The sequence below is a fragment of the Virgibacillus sp. MSJ-26 genome (assembly GCF_018918075.1).
In the GTDB taxonomy this organism is placed as follows: Bacteria; Bacillota; Bacilli; order Bacillales; family Amphibacillaceae; genus MSJ-26.
This window is the reverse complement of the sequence record NZ_JAHLPW010000002.1, coordinates 266,766-285,644: the sequence shown is the minus strand read 5'-3', so window position 1 is coordinate 285,644 and position 18,879 is coordinate 266,766. Positions and strand designations below refer to the sequence as shown.

Here is an 18,879-nt window from a genome sequence, read left to right as displayed (position 1 = left end):
TTTACATTTCATTTCGTTTCAATAACTTCAGATCAATTAAAATTGGATAAAAATTGTCTTAATTTCTTTAGGTTTAAATTCGCCTAACTCTATGGTATTACTTTGAGTGAGGGGATTCTCATTTCTATTTTCAACCATATTTGTAAATGTCCAGCTCATTTGTTTCTGAGAATTGATTTCACCAGCATTTTGAATGTTTTCGTCAGTAGGATTGAAATATCGTATAATAAATCCTTTTCCATCTCTAGATTTGTTAAACGAGCTATAGACGACTTTTTTCACCTTCGTCCCGTCTAATAAGGATACATCATTGGGGACTTGCTCATTTAAAGGTTGCATGACGAAATACTTTAAAGTAGTTGTAAATTGGTTTAGTGATTGTTGTTGATAGAATGGGACACTTACTGCGTATTGATGATAATGATGGAAAGCGTCAGCCTTCGAGAAATCTTTACCCACTGTGATAGAAAACTTAAATTTAAGATTTTGTTGTAGTTGACTATCTGGTGCCTCAATATACTTAAATTGGTTCCCTGAAGCTACACCAGGTCTTCTCACTAAATCAGGCTTTCCTAAATAACCTACCGCACGAAACAGGGTGAGTGCAAGCTTTTTATGGTCTGTACCAATAACCTCATATTCTTTAACTCCTTTGGAAAATGCAGTAATACTTTTCTGTTCATCATGGATATTAACGAAATTCAACATTGGATAAATTCCTGTAGGTTCCTCTTTCCAACCTTTTTCCTGCCAAGTTTTTAGGTTTGGATCAACGACAGGACGATGAATCGTTCCAAACGGAGAATCTGCAATACTTTCTTCTGTTTGTATATCTCCATTAATAATAAGACGCATACGATGATCCAATGCTCTATTCTCCATATCTAAATGAACATCAATAGCTTTCTCATCCTTTTTTAAAGAAATACTACAAATATATGGAATTTCAGCATGATATTCATCATTCGTACGTTCCTCTTGATTAAATGGTACATGGAACGTACCAGTGAGATAGAAAGTGCTTTCTAGTTCCCCTTGTAGAGACTTGGTAACACCTTCGGAAAAATCTAAAGAAATAACTTTGTCTTGTAATGGTGGAGAATAATCATAGTTATCCCCATCATCTCCCGAATCTTCTACAGATAGGAAATCATTAAACCATCTATCTTCTACCTTGTCATACAGATTGATTTTTCCATTTTCATAAACTATTTTATAATAGTTATTTTCAATCTGACTTTCGGTTTCTTTTACATTTTCATCTCGTTGCTTAACAGAACCCTTTTCTCCTTCAACTATATCTATAACTTCATAACCTAGTGGAGCTAAGTCTAGTTGAACCACTATCTCTTTTTCAAAATAATAGGATTCTGATGAAGGGTCCACCGCTTTACGAATTGGATCGTTTGAATGTTTTTCGGTATTAATAATTTCATAAAATACTTCTTTTCCTTTATGGTAAATAGCAAAGTCCGGTTGTTTCAATGAAACTTTTAATCGGAAAGCCTGTTTCCGTCTTACAGGCAATGTATTAAATACGGTTATTTGATTATCCTTTATATCTTTTCTTGATTCGCTAATCTTTCTTGTTAAATAATCGACAAGTGAATAAGAAAGTTGATCCGCATCGAGTAGACGTTGCAAAATTGCCTGGTTTGTCTTATCACTATTACATGCACCAGCACTGTCATGAGCATGATTCCGTAAAGCAATTTTCCAAATCCTATCGACCAAATCTTGTTTATATGGAACACCAACTTGGTCAGCAATAGCTAACAAGGGCTCCACTTGATAGATTAATCTCCGTTCAACTTTATCGTTTAGATATTTATGATCATATCTAGAAGAATAAATAGAACGATGGATTTTGGATACTTCTGCATTGAGAAGTTCACCCTGAACCGTCGGCAAATCTTGATTTTCATTTTTAATTTCCTCAAACAAGTAATCATAATTACTTTCTATTAATCGATCATCTGTTAAGTTATTGTTATATTTATTAATTCGTTCTTTTAAATTGAAGTCAACATACCTTTGATCCCCACCTACTGGTAAAGCGATATGGGAAGCTGTCGTATCTTTTTTTATTTGGTTCATAAGTGCCTCACTATCATCTGTTTCAATAAGTTGAACCCCTACAAAATATCCATCTTTTATGTTGTAAGCTAAGACACTGCTACCATCCTCAGACTCCCAAAAAAATTCGCGTTGTTGACGCTTGTCAGATGATAGACCTCTCCAAAACACAGCTTTATCTATTCCCATTTGTGAAAATATTTTAGGCATGTCAATCGACTGTCCGAACGCGTCGGGAATATATCCTAAACGGTCTGCTCCACCTAACGAATCACCTAGTTCCAACCCGATCTGTAAATTACGGACAAGTGATTCACCTCGAATAATCATTTGATCTGATTGAGTATACCAAGGCCCTACTTTTAATCTACCTTCTTTAATGAGAGCCATAAGTCGTTCTTTTTTATCTGGATTTACTTCTAAATAATCTTCAACAATGCTCATTTGTCCATCTAGCATATAATAATCTAAAACGTTCTTTTCCAAAGCTTCAATCACTTCATCTACGTGATAACAAAGTTGTATGAATGACTCATTACTTGTAAAGTACCACTCATAGTCCCAATGTGTATGTGCGATTACATGAATCTTTTTCATTTAACACCCTACCTAAAATCATTCTCATATTTTAATTACTTAGCTTTTCTTTAATCAATTGATACATCTGTTCTTTTGATGAAGCATTTAGAATATCATTCACAAAATTTTCATCAATAAGCGCTCGAGAAATCGTACTCAATGCTCTTAGATGGTCATCATTCTTCCCTTCAGGAATCGCCAACGCAAATGCTATATGAACAGGTTTATCGTCCATTGACTCCCATTCAATTGGCTGATCAAATTTCATTAGGAATAGTGCTGGTTTTTTAACTGTTTTATTTTTACAATGCGGAATGGCTATTCCATCTTTAAAACCAGTGGTGACTTCTTTTTCTCTTTTTTTCAAGCCTTTATAATACGCTTTTGCAGATTTAACAACACTCGCTTCCTCAGCAAAAGAGGCAATGAATTGTAATGCTTCGTCTTTTGTTTTTACATCAGAATTAAACTCTATTTGACTTATATCGAAAATTTCATTTATCATTTTTTATTCCACCTTTTTCTTAGTGAATCCTATAATTAATGCCGTTACAAGAACCCCCATCAAAACACTAAAAATCCAAGTAATAAATGGTATAGGTTGCTCAATATAACCTACAAAAGTTCCTAACGGTGAACCAATTCCACCATAAAACTTAATCCCTAATCCTGCAGCAAGTCCACCAGCGACTGCTGAACCCGCAACAAATGCAGGAATCATTCGAATAGGATCTTGAGCGCCAAATGGTATTGCCCCCTCTGTTACACCAACAATGCCCATTCCAAACGCACTGTTTGCAGAGACCTTTTCTGTTGGCGAGAATTTGTTCTTAAATAAGATAGATGCTAACCAAATTCCAAGAGGTGCAACAGAAATAGCGGCTTGTGTTGCTGTTTGAGGAACAAAATTCGCCCCTTCAATTCCATATTTAGCCACCGTGTCAGTAAATACTGCCGTACCAAAGACAAGAGCTGTTTTATTAAGTGGTCCTCCTAAATCAAAACCGACCATCGCTCCTATAATAACACCAACAATAACAGGTGCTGCAGCATAATTTTCATTTAACGTCGTTAGACCTTCATACAAGAAATCCATCATAGACGCCATCGGATTTCCTATACCGTAAAACACTAATAATGTTATTATTAAGGTACTTACAAAAGGAATCAGCATTATCGGAACAATGGGTTGAATCAATTTTGGATAAGGAATCTTTTTAAGTAGGTTTACCAAATATCCTGCAGCAAAAGCAACAAGAATCGCCGCTAAAAATCCTCCTCCAGCTTCTCCACCAAGTAATTCAGCATCATTAGCAATATAGGTTCCTATCATTGCAGCGGCAATAGCCGGCTTTCCTGCAATAGAGTTTGCAACAAATCCTGCAAAAAGCGGTATCATTAATAAGAATCCAACTTGCCCAACCTCAAACAGGTTAGACATTAATCCGCCCATTGCCGTAGATGTATCAAAACCCCACTCAATAATACGTCCTGCTTCATCCCGCTGGAAAGCATATACGTTTGCGATTGCTAAGATGAGACCAGAAGCAATGACCATAGGAATCATGTAGGAGATACCTGCCATGATATGTTGGAAAAAGCCACCTTCTTTAGTGTTTCCCATCTTTGCTACTCCAGCCTTCGCACCTTTTTCACCGTAAACAGTTGCGTCATTTAAAGCGTTTTCAATCACTTCATTAGAATTTTTAATCGCTTCAGATGCCCTAACACGCATGACTCGTTTTCCGTTAAATCGAGACATATCAATATTTATTTCAACAGCTAAAATAACTACATCAGCTTCTTCAATTTCTTGGTCTGTCAAACCATTTTCAACACCGATAGAACCTTGTGTTTCTATCTTTACCTGATACCCTTTTTCTTCCGCCGCTTTCTCAAGGGATTCAGCAGCCATATAAGTGTGCGCTATTCCAGCCGAGCAGGCTGTAACCCCGACAATTTTCTTTTGTGACATAGGTAGTCCACCTTTCAAATTTTGCCTTATGATTGTTGTTTTACTGCGTATAATGCTATTAATTCTTTAATTTGTATCCTTACAAATCAACTTTTCATAAGTTTTTATAATAAATCAGCTATTCCTAATCAATTATTATTATATTCCCCTATACTTTTCTTGTAAATACTTTCATTCAAGTCGGGTTCAACTATCAATAAACCTCCTCTTTAATGAAAATAATTTCATTAACTTGGACGGAAGACTGGATTTTTATGTCAATCTATAGGACATGTTCATTCATGGCTTCCGGAAAGATAATTAAACAAGAAGGACAATCAACCACGAATGAGAAAAATAGGGATAAAGAAACTATTCTTAAATATATTAGGAAAACATATCCACAAAAAAAGAGGGATTAACACTTAAACAATTATCTGAGAAAGCAAACATCGATGACAAACACCTAGCTCATTTACTTTAAGAATTACTAATATAGATTATTCTTTTTATAGGAATTTTTAAAAACGGTTATGATAATCTTTTTCGATCATCACAACCGTTCTTTCATCGGAGACTGAATATGTCCATATTGTACAAACATATAGTGGTATAGCGGGGTTTATCCACCCAGGAGGCCAACACATGACTCTATGTTTCAAATGTTAAAATAGCGTTAATTGAGTCATCCCATTACCTCACGAAATAAAGTCTTACTCATGTTTTCTTGACTCACTCCTTAGCAAAACAAACCCCAATTAGAGCTATTTCAGTAACTCACTAATTGGGGTTTGTTTTAAGTCACTATAGATTTTTATAAGACTAGTAGATTGGGAGACTCGATGTATTTAATTAAAACACTTAAAAATTCTGCTGCGTCAGCCCCGTCTAAAATTTGATGATCGAATGTTAAACTGAACGGAATTTTCTTCTCTAAGACAACTTCTTGATCATCATTTAAGGTTAATTCTTCTTGTAATGCTCCCACTCCAAGTATGCCAGATTCAGGTGCGTTGAGTATAGGGGTAAAGTATTCTATGCCTGTTGCACCCATATTAGTTATAGTAAATGTGGAGCCTGACAATAAATCACCGCTAGCTGTACCTTCTCTTGCATGAGTGGAGACAGATTTAATATCTTTTGCAAGATTTCCTATGGTCTTTTGATGAGCATTTTTTACAACAGGGACTACAAGCCCTTCCTCTAATGAACTGGCGATCCCTAAATGGACCTCATCATATTCAATAAGTTCTCCGTCATTATAAGTAGAGTTCATCTTCTTATAATCTTGTAACGCTAGAACAGTCGCTCGAGCAATTAACACGGTAATTGTTAATCTAATATCCAAATCTGTTTCTTCAATGTCATTCCGTAATTTTTTTTGCATCGCTATTATTTTGTCAGCACTGGCTTTTCGGTGTAACGTTAACTGTGCTGAATTTGCTAAGCTCTCACGCATGTTTTTGGCAATCGCTTTACGCATAGAAGGAAGTCCTTCCCCAATTGATTCAACAGGCGTGCCATAGGCTTGGGCTGAACCCGCCGCTTGCTTTTCTTTTGCATAATCATAACCCTGGTTTTCAACCCGCTGAATATCTAACTTAGTAATCCGATTGTTTCCGCCTGACCCTTTGATCAACTCAATTTCTAAGTTTTTATCACCGGCCATTTTTCTCGCCAATGGTGTGATAAAAATTTGTTCAGCTGATGAATCTTTTGTAATTTGTTTAGATTCCGACTCATAAGATACTGTTTTTTCTTTTAGATTTGAATCCGGTTCTGCTGTATTTTCTATATTATCATCTTGATCTTCTATAGGTTCCTCAGTGGTACCCGATGGATCTTCGCCTTCCTCCCCAATGACTCCAATCACTTCACCAACTTGTGCTTCGTCTCCAGCTTTTATAACTTGGGAGAGTAAAACACCTGAACTTGGAGCCTCGACATCTTGTGTTAGTTTTTCCGAACTGATTGTTAAAACGGGATCACCTGCTTTAACAGTTTCACCAACCTCATTATGCCATTCTTCTATTGTCCCCTCTGTCATGGTCATTCCTAATTTTGGCATTACAATATTTTCACTCATAACATGGTCACCTCCTACATTAATAAACTACTTTTTCAAATCAAAAATTAACTCGTCTGCTACATCCAGAACTTTGCTGGCATCAGGGATATACGCTTGTTCAAGATTCCTTGCAAAAGGAACTGGTGTATTCGGTGCACAAACGGTTTTAATAGGACCATCTAAATAATCAAACGCCTTATCTGCAACAACTGATGCAATATCAGTTGCAGTGTTGTTATGTGGATTAGCTTCATCCATGACGACTAATCTACCAGTCTTTTTAACTGATTCGATAACAGTTTCTTGATCCCAAGGTGCCACCGTACGTAAATCAATTACTTCAACAGAAACGTTTTCTTTTTCTAATTGTTCTGCGACTTCCTCTGCTACTTGCACCATTTTGCCAATTGCAACGATCGATAAATCATGACCTTCTCTTGCTACTCTGGCTTTACCAATTTCCACCGTATAATACTCTTCAGGTACTTCTCCTTTTATTCCATAGATTGCTTTGTCTTCTGAGAATACAACGAGGTTATCTTCTTCAACTGCTGCTAACATTAATCCTTTTGCATCGTAAGGATTCGAAGGTACGACAACCTTAACACCTGGTATAGCACCGAACATCCCGTACAATGTTTGGGAATGTTGAGCTGCAGCACCCACTCCAGCCCCATGAACCGTCCGAACAGTTAAAGGTATTTTAGCCTTTCCTCCAAACATATAACGCATTTTTGCACCTTGGTTTAAAATTGGATCTAAAACAAACCCAACGAAATCATTAAACATTAATTCTGAAATGGGACGTAACCCTGTAGCTGCAGCACCAACAGCCGTACTGAAATATCCATGCTCAGCGATTGGTGTGTCAATCACTCGTTCTCTACCATATTTTCCAACTAAACCTTTCGATAATCCAAACACCCCACCAAAGGCATCTTCATGGACTCCATCATCTTGGACCAGGTGATCGACGTCCGCCCCTCCGGCAACATCCGTTCCTATTAATATTACTTTATCATCTTTATCCATAGCCATATCCATCGCTTCAGTAATGGCATTCATATAAGAGATTTTTCTCATCGTCATTCATTCCTCCTTTTTTATGCGAAAACATCTTCATGTAAAGATTCGAGATCAGGTAATGGACTAGACCCAGCAAATTCAACTGCCGTTTTTATTGTTTTAACTGCTTGTTCTTCAATTTCATCTGCTTGTTTTTTGGTTAACCAACCTTTTTCTATTGCCTTTTCTCTAAACTCTGGAATCGGATCGCGGTCTCTATTCATATCATCATCGGATTTATACTTTTCTTCATCCCCTTCGAAATGACCATAATGACGATAAGTGTCGCATTCAATCAATGTTGGGCCTTCACCTTTTTTTGCTCGCTCGATTGCTTCTCGAGTAGCATCATAAACTTCAGTCACTTTCATACCATCGACACGGACCCCGGGCATATCATAAACGACTGCTCGTTCTGAAATTGTTTCAGATGCACTCGCATAAGAATGAGGGGTTCCTTCACCAAATTGGTTATTTTCACAAACAAAGACAACTGGTAAATCAAGAATTGAAGCTAAATTTAATCCTTCATGAAACACACCTTCGTTAGCGGCTCCGTCACCGAAAAAGCAAACAGCAACATGCTCTTGCTTTAATGTTTTAATCGTCAATGCAGCACCTGAAGCAAGGCCAAAGCCACCACCGACAATCCCGTTGGCTCCTAGCATCCCTTTTTCCACGTCTGCAACGTGCATTGAACCACCTTTACCGCCGCCAAGACCATCTTTTTTCCCCATAATTTCTGCCATCATTCTTTTAATATCACACCCTTTGGCAATGGCATGTCCATGACCCCGGTGAGTACTCGTAATATAGTCACCATCATCTAACAGAGCCATAACACCCGTCGCCACTGCCTCTTCTCCTGCATATAAGTGTACAAACCCAGGGATTTCCCCTTTTGCAAAAATGCGGCGAACTTCTTCTTCAAAATGACGAATCTCATTCATTTTTTGATAAATCCACAAAGCTTTTTCTTTATTCATCATTACTCCTCCTTTTTTACATATGGATCGCTTGATCATATAATGTGTTAGCGCCTTCACCAATAATTTCGGACATGGTAGGATGGGGCCAAATGGTATTAGCAAGTTCCGTTACTGTTCCTTCAGCATGTTTCACCCCTGCAATACTGCCAATTAACTCCGTAGCATTGTCACCTACCACGACCGCTCCTAAAATTTCCTGATACTTTTTCTCGGAGATGATTTTTAGGAATCCAATCGCTTCATCATCAGCAAGTGCTTTACCATTACTACTCAAATTACTGTAAGATATTTGGACATCATAACCAGCTTCTTTAGCCGTTGTTTCATCCATTCCAATGGAAGCGATTTCAGGAAAGGTGTAGACACATCTAGGAATTTCCGTTTGATTTACGTGTTTTTTAACGCCGTCCATCGCCTGTACTGCAGCTATACCTTCTGCAATCGCTGCATGGGCCAACTGATATCCACCAATCAGATCACCTACAGCATATACATGAGAATGACTTGTCTCATAAAAATGATTAACTTTTACAAAACGATTTGATTCATCCATCGCCAAATTCATATCTTGAGCCAACTTCACAACAGGTTTTCTTCCAGTTGCAACCAACAAGGCGTCAAAAGAAACGACCTTATCACGAGCAAGCAGAATTTTCCCTTGTTTAACTTCATTAATTTCGGCACCTGAAAAGATCTCAATACCCTGTTTTATCATTTGATCTTTCACTGTTTTACGGGCTTCAGGATCTTCAGTCAGCAATATATCGTTTGCGACTTCGATAATGGTGACTTTCGTTCCTAATACAGCCATTGCAGTGGCCAGTTCAACAGATATCACACCCCCACCGATGATACATAATGTGTCAGGCTGATTCTTCATATTAAAGAATGTATCCGTTGTCATAAAATCGGTAGCTTCTAAACCTTTAATCTTAGGAACAAAAGGTTTGCTGCCTGTTGCTAACAAGATGTCGCTGCCTTTAATCTTTTTATCACCTATTTTAACTATCAAATCATCAGCGATTTCTGCTTCGCCTTGATAAAAAGTAACTTTATTTTTCTTTAAGAGAAAGTCTATTCCAGATGTTAATGTTTTAACTACATTGTTTTTTTGGCCCATTAATTGTTCAAAGTCCACTGAGATACTTGATGTTTTAAAGCCCCACTGTTGTGATTTTTTGAAAGTTTCCATCGTTTTCCCAAAGTGTAATAACGCCTTAGATGGAATACAACCTACGTTTAAGCAGGTACCTCCTGTTCTATCTTTTTCAACAATTGCAACGTTTTTTCCTAATTGCGCTGCTCTTATAGCGGAAGCATATCCGCCGGGTCCAGCACCAATGACTATGACATCATATTTCTTCAACTGACCATCCCCTTTCTTCATTCACTTGTACAGGTACCTTTCAATTATTCAGTCTATCCCTCCTTTATTCTTTCTACCATTACTCATGCAAAAAACATGCCAACTTTTAAAAGCATTAAAAAAACGATATTGACAAGGCCAATATCGTGAGAGTAAATATATGATTCTCATTTTATTGCAAAGTTTCTCAAAGTGTTTCACAAATGATATTTCTTCATTTTACGGTATAAAGTCGCCCGTGACATCCCTAATTCTTCAGCAGCAGCTGACACATTACCTGCTCGTCGAGTCAATTTCTCCTTAATTTTTTGTAATTCAAGCTGTTCTGTAAAACTATATGTCTCATCTTCACTTTGATGCTCAGAATGAGAATCTATCACAGAAGTAAGGGCTTCCAATTCTTGATAAGATGGAACCTCATTTTCATAAAGAATTTCACACCGTTTTAGAGCATTGTACAACTCCCGTACATTCCCTTTCCACTCGGCTTTTTCAAAAACCTCCTCTAGACGGTGTTGCCAATTTGGGAACCAATCATTTTTTCTGAAATAATCATGAATCATATATTTAATATCTTCCGAACGTTTCCGTAGCGGTGGAATAGTGATTGGAAAAACATAAATACGATAAAATAAGTCTTCTCGAAATTTCCCCTGTTTTACTAATTCTCGAATGTCTTGATTCGATGCTGTAATAATCCGAAAATCGAGAGGAATGGCCTTTTTACCACCTATACGAACCACAGATTTTTCTTGTAAAACACGGAGTAATTGAACCTGCATCGATTTGGGCATTTCTTCTATCTCATCTAGAAATAATGTACCACCATCCGCTAGCTCCAATTTCCCCTTGTTTCCTTGATGATTTGCTCCAGTAAATGCTCCTGCTTCATATCCAAATAATTCACTTTCCATTAAACTTTCCGGAACTGCACCACAGTTAATCGATAAAAAAGGCCCCTTCATGTGACGACTATTATCATGAATAGCATGGGCAATTACTTCTTTACCTGAGCCAGTTTCACCAAATAAATGAACAGCCGTATTTCTTGAAGCAACTTTATCCACCAAATCAAGAACATGTTGAAAAGAGGAGCTCGTACCTTTAATCCCTTTAAAATAAATTCCATTTTTCTTTTCAGGTATTTTGACGGATACTTGATATCCGATTATTCTTTTATTTTTTAAAATAGGAATATGTGGTTGTGTCTTCGTTAAATTTGTTTCACGAGATAGATTAGTGATATGACGATTTATATAATTTTTATATTCAGGAAGTAGTTTATTGGGGAGATGACAGATGATTCCATTAAACGTACATAAAATGCTATCCTCATTTTGATTAGCTTTACTTTTCTTCATAAATTCAATGTCTTGTTCAATTTGCTTTTTCCAAGACAATGATATAGATTCTGTTGCAAGCTGTACACAAGCTAAAATATAATCATAGTTAATGGAGCGATATAAACTAGAAATATTAAAAGCACCAATAACCTCATTATTCTGATCAAAGATAGGAGCTGCTGTACAATTCCATGATTGTGATGCTTTGGAATAATGTTCATAACCTTTAACGGAAATAGGTTTTTGTAAACGTAATGCAAGTCCAATGGCATTGGTACCCACATGACTTTCAACCCACTTAGCGCCCTCAGTTAGGTTAATTTTATTTGCCTCATAACTCACCGTTCTTTCACCTTGTTCAAATAAAATATACCCGTTTCTATCTGTGATTGTTGTCATATAACGCCAACCCTTTAAAAAATCCGTCAGCTGCTTAATATGTGGCTTCGCTAATTGTAATAATAATTCATTTTCCTTCAACTTTTGTTCAAAGATTGAAGTATCGAGGATTTCATTAGCAATTCCATTAAATGGGTCAACTTCTTTTTTCCTACAAAAGTGCCATGAAGCTATAATTTCCTCTTTCAAGTCATTATTCTTAGTCACCGACTCATTTTCAAGAAAATACTCCCACACCTGTTTGGAATCTACATCTTGTCTCAACACAATTCACTCCCAATCTGTTCAAATATTTTAACTTATAATTTTATTATAGATATTTGTGCTTCCTAATGTAAAGAAATTAATTTACTTAATCTGGGGCGGAGTCTTGAGACAATTTTTATCGACCAACCCTTCAATTTCACCTCCACAACGAATGGTTGCAGGATTTTCTATAGGTGAAAGAGTTTGTGTTCCTAAATAATAAGTAATCTATCAATCATACTTGCATTAGAAATCTGATATATTATACTATTTATGATATATTTATAGAATCTGGGAGGAAGTTTTAATGGAGTGTCCTTTTATTAATAGGCATACGTAAAGCAAATAACTACGAGCGAATAATAGGTGTCATTATCCAAGAAACTTTTTAAAAATTCCGTTCTTAAATGAAAAGCAAATCGTTTCTGAAACACATCCTAACGTGTCTTATGAACAACTGCCCTTACATATAGGTAGAAAAGTGGATGTTCTTTTATAACGAGAGGATCCTAAAGAAGCCCTTATAGATACATTTGTTCAATGCGGATCAATTTTTACTTTAATGGGAAGTTTTTAATTCTCTCCATAATTTACTAAGTATTGCAGTTTATGTGGTAGTTTTTTAGGTTGATTTAATAATGCACAGAATGATTCTAAGTCGTTCGTATTTTAAAATTTATGGTAAATAATTATATTTTCCAATCAGAACTTATATTAAACTTGTCCGTTTTGGAGGAGGTATACTAATTGAGTTCCAATGTTAAAGTCGACCTTAAAGATTACCTACGAATAATACAAAAATATATAAAGGATTTCTTCCCTTCATTGTTACTAATTTATAGTTATACACCGTTAGCCAACAAATCTTTCAATCCTATTACATATGTAGTTACTATTGTACTTTTGATAATCGTCTCATTCTTCCTATTCACCACTAAAAACAAAAAAAGATGGTTATATAGTTTAATCGTTTTAATTGTACTGGTTCTTACACAAGACGTTGTCATTGTTTTCCTTTATTCAATGCTGTTTATCTACTTGATATTTTTATTTATTGTTAGAAAAAGTAGTGCCAATTTAATTATCTATTTATTAGATTTATTTATCTTTATATTTTTATTAATTGTTATTACTTCTATTCTATTGAAAATCCCGTATGCAATAAAAATAGAAGGAACTATTGTAGCCGTTCTCCTTGTCACTGTTGCATTATATTTGGCTGGTTATACTTTAAAAATATCTTTGGATGTTCTAACGTACTTTTCAAACTTTTTAACTGAAGACATTGATAAAATTCAAATAGTACCTATTAAAAAACTTAATAATATTCTAAAAAATAACCTCTCAGTTGTTGTTATAATCGGTATAATATTCCTATTACTTTTACCTGATTTTATATACGCAAGTTTTATGTATGATCTTTATTTTTCGCTATTCCCAAAAGAAGAATTTAGCTTCTTAAATAAATTCTTTTATGCGTTTTCTAATCACTTTAATATCGTTTTAGATAATGTTAATCTAGCTAAAATGGACGATTTATTACTCTCCACTCAGAGTGGTAATTTCATTAAAGTAGTCCATATTGTATTATTAAAATTAATTGATACTATCATTTTGGGTGCAATTGTCGGTATGTTTCTAGAATTTTTGAAAAAATTCATTAACAAACCAAAAGCAAAATAATAAAGAGCAACATACTCCTGGCATAGGTGAATCATCTTGTTCGTGTACCCACATCTTATGTTTCCGTCTTGATGACCGTTTTATTTGTATCTTGATTGTTTTTACAGCCATGGAATGACTAACCTAAGCCAAACATACCGGACGTAACAAAAGGCAGACAGCATCCAGTCATTTAAATAGCGGGCGTTTTACCTATTTTATAAATTCCCCTTCCCGAAAACCAATATACTCTCTTGGTAATATCTTTTACTAACATGATGTGGAGAGCACCCATTGGCCATTCATTAAACTAACTTTTAAATTCAAGACTATTTAATTGAAAGCATTTTTTTATAGGAATATAATTTAGTTGTCCACGTATACAACATTTACTCAAAAGGTTGTAATAATATATGGCATAAGGAGGAATATTTTATGAGTGACTTCTCAAACAAAGTTGTTTTAATCACGGGGGCTGCTGGAGGTATTGGTATTGCTACCGCTAAATCCTTTGCTGAGCAAGGTGCAAAATTAGCATTGGTTGATCTAAACAAAGAGGATTTAGAAAAAGCAGTGACAAAAGCAGGTATTTCTGATGCCTTATTATTGACAGCAGACGTAACAAAAGAAGAAGAAGTAAAAAAATATGTTGATGACACTGTTGAAAAATATGGAAAAATTGATTCCTTTGTAAACAATGCTGGAATTAATGGTGATTTTGCAAATATTGTAGATCAAACCGTTACAAACTTAAAAAATGTATTAGATGTCAATGTTGTCGGTGTTTTCTTAGGCTTAAAATATGTCATGAAAGTCATGATAGATCAAAAACAAGGTTCAATTGTGAATGTTGCATCCAATGGTGGGTTACTTGGCGCGCCTGGAATGAGCACATATGTAGCATCTAAGCATGCTGTCATTGCTCTTAATAAAACAGCAGCTCTCGAAGGTGCAGATTTTGGTATACGTTCTGTTGCAGTCTGCCCTTCTGGTGTAGATACTCAAATGATGCGTTCTATTGAAAGGAATGCAATGCCCGATAAAGTAGATGAAGCCAAAGCCACATTTGAAGCTTCAGTACCAATGAATCGTTATGCGGAAGCATCCGAAATTGCAGACTTAATTACATTCCTAGCTTCTGAAAAAGCTTCATTTATATCAGGTTCTTATTACCGTATTGATGGTGGACAAGGTGCAACATCCGTTTGATTTAACTGTTAGATGCAGGTATTCTGTGGACTAACGCAGAATAGAATACTATCATTTTAAATATTTAGGAATCGGATTATTAAAACTCCGATTCCTTTTTTTACATCATTTTAAATCACTAACATCGTATTAATTAATGATACTCATGCAAAAACATCATTGCAATCAGTTTGAATATTCGATCTCATCAAAGACGTCTGCCTCCCGAATCCTAGAGTTAATGTAATTATATTTCCCGTAGTGAGAGTCTGCCACTTGACTCCATCACTTCCGCTCTAAATAGCATGATTCGTTTTTCTTCATTTCACTTCCACCCGTTAAACCTATTTTATTATCATCTATCCAATCAACATAATAACTATCATGATGATTTTCATCCATAAAGGTAATTTCATCATCAACCAATTTATATTCAAACTCTTTGTCATAAGCTTCAGAGTAAACGGTATCTTCGTCTTTAAACTCAAGCCCATCTATAATATAGTACAAACAATTAGGCTCTCCTGTTGGCTTTCCATCCTCGTATCCCGCAGTACCGACCCAAGTTCCACCGATTAAATCTTCCTCAACCACATCAGTACTGCATCCTATCAAAATTAGAATTAAAAAAAGATAGATTGGTAAATAATATTTCATCTCTCTCGCTCCAGGTAACATGATTCTTTCTCACGTGAACCGGTTCCTCTTAATCCAATTTCATTTTCATTGATTTTATCAATATAGTAGCTACGATAATCCTGTTCACCTGAAAAGTAAATGACTGCTTTATTCTCCCTTTTATCTAACCAAAATTCAAGATTCTCATCATAATCTTCAATGTATACTGTTCCCCCATCCTTGAATTTCAATCCTTCTGCAAAGGGCGAGTAATAGGGTTGGCCTTTTGGTTCACCATCTTTATATCCAGCGGTTCCAATCCAATAGCCCCCGATTAAGTCCTCTTGAGTGATTTCCGAATTACAACCTACCAATATTAATAACAATAAAGGAAATAAGTAAAACTTACTTTTATTCACAGTTACACCTCTCCTAATAATAAAGCACTAAGTATGATTAAGGTTAATTATTCTCCATTTGCTATTTCTTCAAATGATTTTCCATCTGTTTTCCGGTATCAACAATGTCACTGAAGTTTGCTTCATGCCAGGTAAATTCTTATTTCTGCCACACAGCTCCATCATAGCAAATATAATCACTAACTACGCTTCCATTGAAGATTCTTGATTCTATAGGTGGATGTTATGGACTCTCTAGCGGCGCTTACGATATTAATCGGACTATTGCAATATATGGATAGTTTAGGAAGCAATGTCATGCCTATTGCTGATGAAGGTGGAGAAGATTTAATGTGTATCAGAGTAAAAAATCAATATAGAGGAAGGATTTATTTTTGGCATCATGAAGAAGAAATGATAAATGAAGATGGAAACGAACAACTTTATCTTATTACAAACTCGTTCCAAGAATTTATTTTTAATTTCACGCCGCACAAGAGAGAAAGTAAAGTTAATCCAGATGATGTTAGGATATTTTTAGTGATGACTTACTTAAAGATTAATCATTACTCAATATGTAGAGCGGGGCTGACCCCACAACTCTCCGAAAATCTCTAATCACTCCTCAGTGGAAAAGTGCTTCAGAAAGTTTTCAAAGTTAGCGTTTAACAAATAAGCTTTTATGATATTATCATCAAACCGATCGGTCAAGGCTCGTTTGGCCTTTCCCTCAAAATGATTAGTCACATTATTCGATAACGTCTGATGTTCCTTCGATAGTGATTTTATGGCATAACTATGCTTAAGGTAAGCTGCAAAGAGCTGCTTATTGAGTTCGAGGTCAGCTTCTATCTGTTTTCTCAACTTTTCCTTTTGCCCCATCCTCTCCATATACTCTTTCCAAAAATCATTAGTATCCAAATCGCCGACTAGACTGTACCCTTTGTAAGTCATTGACACCCTCCTATTCCTAATATGCTAACCACTCGGCAAGTAATATATCGGTTTCTTCAAACTCATCACCCATCTGATTCATGTGAAAAGCTATTTCATCGGTATCTGTTTGCAGCTCCTTGATCACTTTGAGAATTTCTTCGTATTGGTGGATGTTAAAAATGATCGGTACGCCGTTTTCGATAGTGCCAAACTCCGAAAGTATATCATCCACATCAGTTGCCCCCAGTAAATCATACCCCTCACTGCCTGCAAGATTATAATATTTTCTTTTCATCTCTAACATGACACCCTCATAATACTCTAAGAACTGACCAAGTGCCTTTTCCGTATTTTCAACTAGATTGGCGTTATTTTCAACTTGCTTGGAAAAAGCTATCATAATAAATGTCTTGATCGCTATATTGAAGTTTTCCATACCGTCATTTTTCATCGCCAATGGAGACTTTTCTGGATGGCCGAATAACGTTTCATCAAACAGCAAGTCTGGAATAAAGTAACCATCCTTATCAAACATCTTATTTGCTGTATAATTGTTGATTCCATGATTATTAAACCATTTGATGTTACCCGCATCGCCTGGATGAGCAAGGAAATAGGTAGAACCAATTGAATTATGATCATACCAGCTTACGAGATCATCAGGATAAGCGTAGGAAATGATATTATCCTTGAAATCCCCGTTGTTCACCATCTGTTTTTGATCCTTAGTCAATAAATTATAAATATCAGGAGCAGCAAAAGAGACAGCATGCGAATCATATTTTACCGCGAAATACTCAGCAAGAGCACCACCTAACGAATGTCCGACAAAGGTAATATTTTCAGCCCCATGCTCTTCTATGTATTTATTCACGACAGGATCCGCCTCGGTAAATTGATTCTTATTCACTCTAATGAACTTCCCGTTTTCAATCTTTGCCTGGCCAGACGCTAGAAGTGCATCTTGTGACGGGCTACCACGATACTTCACAGATTTACCCTCGACTTCAGTATAGCTCGAGTCACCAAAAACAATTCCGTTGATGTCCTCTTGGATATCATTTAAGCTTTGGGTCATACCGTTCTTTGTTTGGGTTCCCTCAAAACTGATGACAATTTCATTTGTTATCTCATTTTCTAACACATAACCATGTAAACCAGTGGATTTATCTTCGATGGTTTCGATAACATTGTAGGTGACTTTTTCACCATCGGGAAGTTCGATTCTTACATTTTCAGTATTTCGTACGTAAGTTTCTGATGCAATCTTAGAGGCCCCTTGATCGGTTAAACTGGCCATATATATTCACATCCTTTTTTTGTATCATGATTTAAAGAAGTAAAGATTATGAAATTATATTTAGGATTATTTAATAATCACACGTTTTATTTTTACATTCATCTTTCAGATCTGGAAATCCTTTTTTTTCAGATATGCTTCCTATCGTGAAGTCATTTTCTTCAACTCCTGCCTCAAATCCATACTTTTTATTTACAGTACCCTCTATTCTCATTCCGCCCATTGGTCCTTTGTATACCTCGTTGATTTCAACTGATTCAATATTTTCATAATTACTTTTCAAATAACTTTCTATAGTTGCTTTAGCTTTATTTATTTCTTCCTGATTATATTCGTTGTTCTTCACAAAACAACCCCCTAACAGTATTATCATTGCAAAGCACATAATTATCTTTCTCTTCAAAAAATCACCACTTTCATTTAATCTGAACAAGAAATAGGTTTTTTGTCCCGATCCGCAATGGAGAATTACACACAAAAAAGATTGTTATCCTTCAAATAGATCTTTGCCCCTTTGGGTGACGACGTAATTTGTTTGGTTTCCCTTAAAGCTAATGACAATTTCATTTGTTATCTCATTTTCTAATACATAACCTAACATCATTTATAATAACTATTTCATTTTTATTTCTTTTATATGTTTCTTTAGCTATTGCACTAGCTTCATAATCATTCAATTTACCCAAAGACAG

Annotated in this window: 16 protein-coding genes; 3 read left to right on the top strand and 13 right to left on the bottom strand. The window is 35.7% G+C overall.

The features are described 5' to 3' along the window. Positions 1-36: 36 nt before the first annotated feature. The 8 genes from KQI49_RS01830 to KQI49_RS01795 all read right to left on the bottom strand — a co-directional run bounded on the left by KQI49_RS01830 (position 37) and on the right by KQI49_RS01795 (position 12,103). Complete coding sequence (locus KQI49_RS01830; RefSeq protein WP_216486243.1) at positions 37-2,673, bottom strand: glycoside hydrolase family 38 N-terminal domain-containing protein; 2,637 nt, start codon at positions 2,671-2,673, stop codon at positions 37-39. A 31-nt stretch (positions 2,674-2,704) separates the two neighbouring features. Then, positions 2,705-3,160 carry a PTS sugar transporter subunit IIA gene (locus KQI49_RS01825; RefSeq protein WP_216486240.1) on the bottom strand — a complete coding sequence of 152 codons (456 nt, stop codon included), beginning with the start codon at positions 3,158-3,160 and terminating at the stop codon, positions 2,705-2,707. A gap of 3 nt (positions 3,161-3,163) precedes the next feature. After that, entirely contained in the window at positions 3,164-4,630 is a 1,467-nt protein-coding gene (locus KQI49_RS01820; RefSeq protein ID WP_216486237.1) for a PTS fructose transporter subunit IIC, read from the bottom strand. A 793-nt stretch (positions 4,631-5,423) separates the two neighbouring features. Continuing rightward, positions 5,424-6,695, bottom strand: coding sequence for a dihydrolipoamide acetyltransferase family protein (locus KQI49_RS01815; protein ID WP_216486234.1), 1,272 nt, complete (start codon positions 6,693-6,695; stop codon positions 5,424-5,426). Positions 6,696-6,722: 27 nt separating this feature from the next. Beyond that, positions 6,723-7,766: an alpha-ketoacid dehydrogenase subunit beta gene (locus KQI49_RS01810; protein ID WP_216486231.1), complete on the bottom strand. Its 1,044-nt coding sequence runs from the start codon at positions 7,764-7,766 to the stop codon at positions 6,723-6,725. A gap of 14 nt (positions 7,767-7,780) precedes the next feature. After that, positions 7,781-8,728: a thiamine pyrophosphate-dependent dehydrogenase E1 component subunit alpha gene (locus KQI49_RS01805; protein WP_305852311.1), complete on the bottom strand. Its 948-nt coding sequence runs from the start codon at positions 8,726-8,728 to the stop codon at positions 7,781-7,783. 16 nt (positions 8,729-8,744) lie between these two features. Beyond that, positions 8,745-10,118, bottom strand: a complete 1,374-nt coding sequence (gene lpdA / locus KQI49_RS01800) for a dihydrolipoyl dehydrogenase (RefSeq protein WP_216486226.1) — start codon at positions 10,116-10,118, stop codon at positions 8,745-8,747. Between the two features lie 176 nt (positions 10,119-10,294). After that, entirely contained in the window at positions 10,295-12,103 is a 1,809-nt protein-coding gene (locus KQI49_RS01795; protein ID WP_216486223.1) for a sigma-54-dependent Fis family transcriptional regulator, read from the bottom strand. A gap of 729 nt (positions 12,104-12,832) precedes the next feature. Between KQI49_RS01795 and KQI49_RS01790 the strand changes: the two genes are divergently transcribed. Beyond that, positions 12,833-13,768 (top strand): hypothetical protein, encoded by a 936-nt coding sequence (locus KQI49_RS01790; RefSeq protein ID WP_216486222.1) that lies wholly within the window; start codon positions 12,833-12,835, stop codon positions 13,766-13,768. Between the two features lie 414 nt (positions 13,769-14,182). Further along, the gene (locus KQI49_RS01785; protein ID WP_216486220.1) at positions 14,183-14,956 is read left to right on the top strand and encodes an SDR family NAD(P)-dependent oxidoreductase; all 774 of its coding nucleotides are present in this window, start codon (positions 14,183-14,185) and stop codon (positions 14,954-14,956) included. 264 nt (positions 14,957-15,220) lie between these two features. Here KQI49_RS01785 and KQI49_RS01780 read toward each other — a convergent pair whose 3' ends face one another. Together KQI49_RS01780 and KQI49_RS01775 are read right to left on the bottom strand one after the other, a co-directional pair. Beyond that, on the bottom strand, positions 15,221-15,592 hold the full coding sequence (locus tag KQI49_RS01780) for a hypothetical protein (protein ID WP_216486217.1): 372 nt from the start codon (positions 15,590-15,592) through the stop codon (positions 15,221-15,223). After that, positions 15,589-15,972, bottom strand: a complete 384-nt coding sequence (locus KQI49_RS01775; RefSeq protein WP_216486215.1) for a hypothetical protein — start codon at positions 15,970-15,972, stop codon at positions 15,589-15,591. Before KQI49_RS01775 ends, KQI49_RS01780 begins: the two co-directional genes overlap by 4 nt. A 225-nt stretch (positions 15,973-16,197) precedes the next feature. On the opposite strand from KQI49_RS01775, the gene KQI49_RS01770 reads away from it, so the two are divergent. After that, positions 16,198-16,569, top strand: a complete 372-nt coding sequence (locus KQI49_RS01770; RefSeq protein ID WP_216486213.1) for an SMI1/KNR4 family protein — start codon at positions 16,198-16,200, stop codon at positions 16,567-16,569. Here KQI49_RS01770 and KQI49_RS01765 read toward each other — a convergent pair whose 3' ends face one another. The 3 genes from KQI49_RS01765 to KQI49_RS01755 form a co-directional block, all read right to left on the bottom strand. Next, positions 16,570-16,905, bottom strand: coding sequence for a hypothetical protein (locus KQI49_RS01765; RefSeq protein ID WP_216486211.1), 336 nt, complete (start codon positions 16,903-16,905; stop codon positions 16,570-16,572). Positions 16,906-16,921: 16 nt separating this feature from the next. After that, the gene (locus tag KQI49_RS01760) at positions 16,922-18,187 is read right to left on the bottom strand and encodes a YqiA/YcfP family alpha/beta fold hydrolase (RefSeq protein ID WP_216486209.1); all 1,266 of its coding nucleotides are present in this window, start codon (positions 18,185-18,187) and stop codon (positions 16,922-16,924) included. 70 nt (positions 18,188-18,257) lie between these two features. Further along, the gene (locus KQI49_RS01755) at positions 18,258-18,533 is read right to left on the bottom strand and encodes a DUF1433 domain-containing protein (RefSeq protein WP_216486206.1); all 276 of its coding nucleotides are present in this window, start codon (positions 18,531-18,533) and stop codon (positions 18,258-18,260) included. Positions 18,534-18,879: the final 346 nt, after the last annotated feature.

What these genes read in the sequence shown, in the direction of transcription:
- KQI49_RS01815 (WP_216486234.1), bottom strand. Translation starts at nt 6,695, where the DNA reads ATGAGTGAAAATATTGTAATGCCAAAATTAGGAATGACCATGACAGAG.
- KQI49_RS01830 (WP_216486243.1), bottom strand. Translation starts at nt 2,673, where the DNA reads ATGAAAAAGATTCATGTAATCGCACATACACATTGGGACTATGAGTGG.
- KQI49_RS01810 (WP_216486231.1), bottom strand. Translation starts at nt 7,766, where the DNA reads ATGACGATGAGAAAAATCTCTTATATGAATGCCATTACTGAAGCGATG.
- KQI49_RS01770 (WP_216486213.1), top strand. Translation starts at nt 16,198, where the DNA reads ATGGACTCTCTAGCGGCGCTTACGATATTAATCGGACTATTGCAATAT.
- lpdA (WP_216486226.1), bottom strand. Translation starts at nt 10,118, where the DNA reads ATGAAGAAAGGGGATGGTCAGTTGAAGAAATATGATGTCATAGTCATT.
- KQI49_RS01820 (WP_216486237.1), bottom strand. Translation starts at nt 4,630, where the DNA reads ATGTCACAAAAGAAAATTGTCGGGGTTACAGCCTGCTCGGCTGGAATA.
- KQI49_RS01825 (WP_216486240.1), bottom strand. Translation starts at nt 3,160, where the DNA reads ATGATAAATGAAATTTTCGATATAAGTCAAATAGAGTTTAATTCTGAT.
- KQI49_RS01785 (WP_216486220.1), top strand. Translation starts at nt 14,183, where the DNA reads ATGAGTGACTTCTCAAACAAAGTTGTTTTAATCACGGGGGCTGCTGGA.
- KQI49_RS01805 (WP_305852311.1), bottom strand. Translation starts at nt 8,728, where the DNA reads ATGAATAAAGAAAAAGCTTTGTGGATTTATCAAAAAATGAATGAGATT.
- KQI49_RS01765 (WP_216486211.1), bottom strand. Translation starts at nt 16,905, where the DNA reads ATGACTTACAAAGGGTACAGTCTAGTCGGCGATTTGGATACTAATGAT.
- KQI49_RS01780 (WP_216486217.1), bottom strand. Translation starts at nt 15,592, where the DNA reads ATGAAATATTATTTACCAATCTATCTTTTTTTAATTCTAATTTTGATA.
- KQI49_RS01760 (WP_216486209.1), bottom strand. Translation starts at nt 18,187, where the DNA reads ATGGCCAGTTTAACCGATCAAGGGGCCTCTAAGATTGCATCAGAAACT.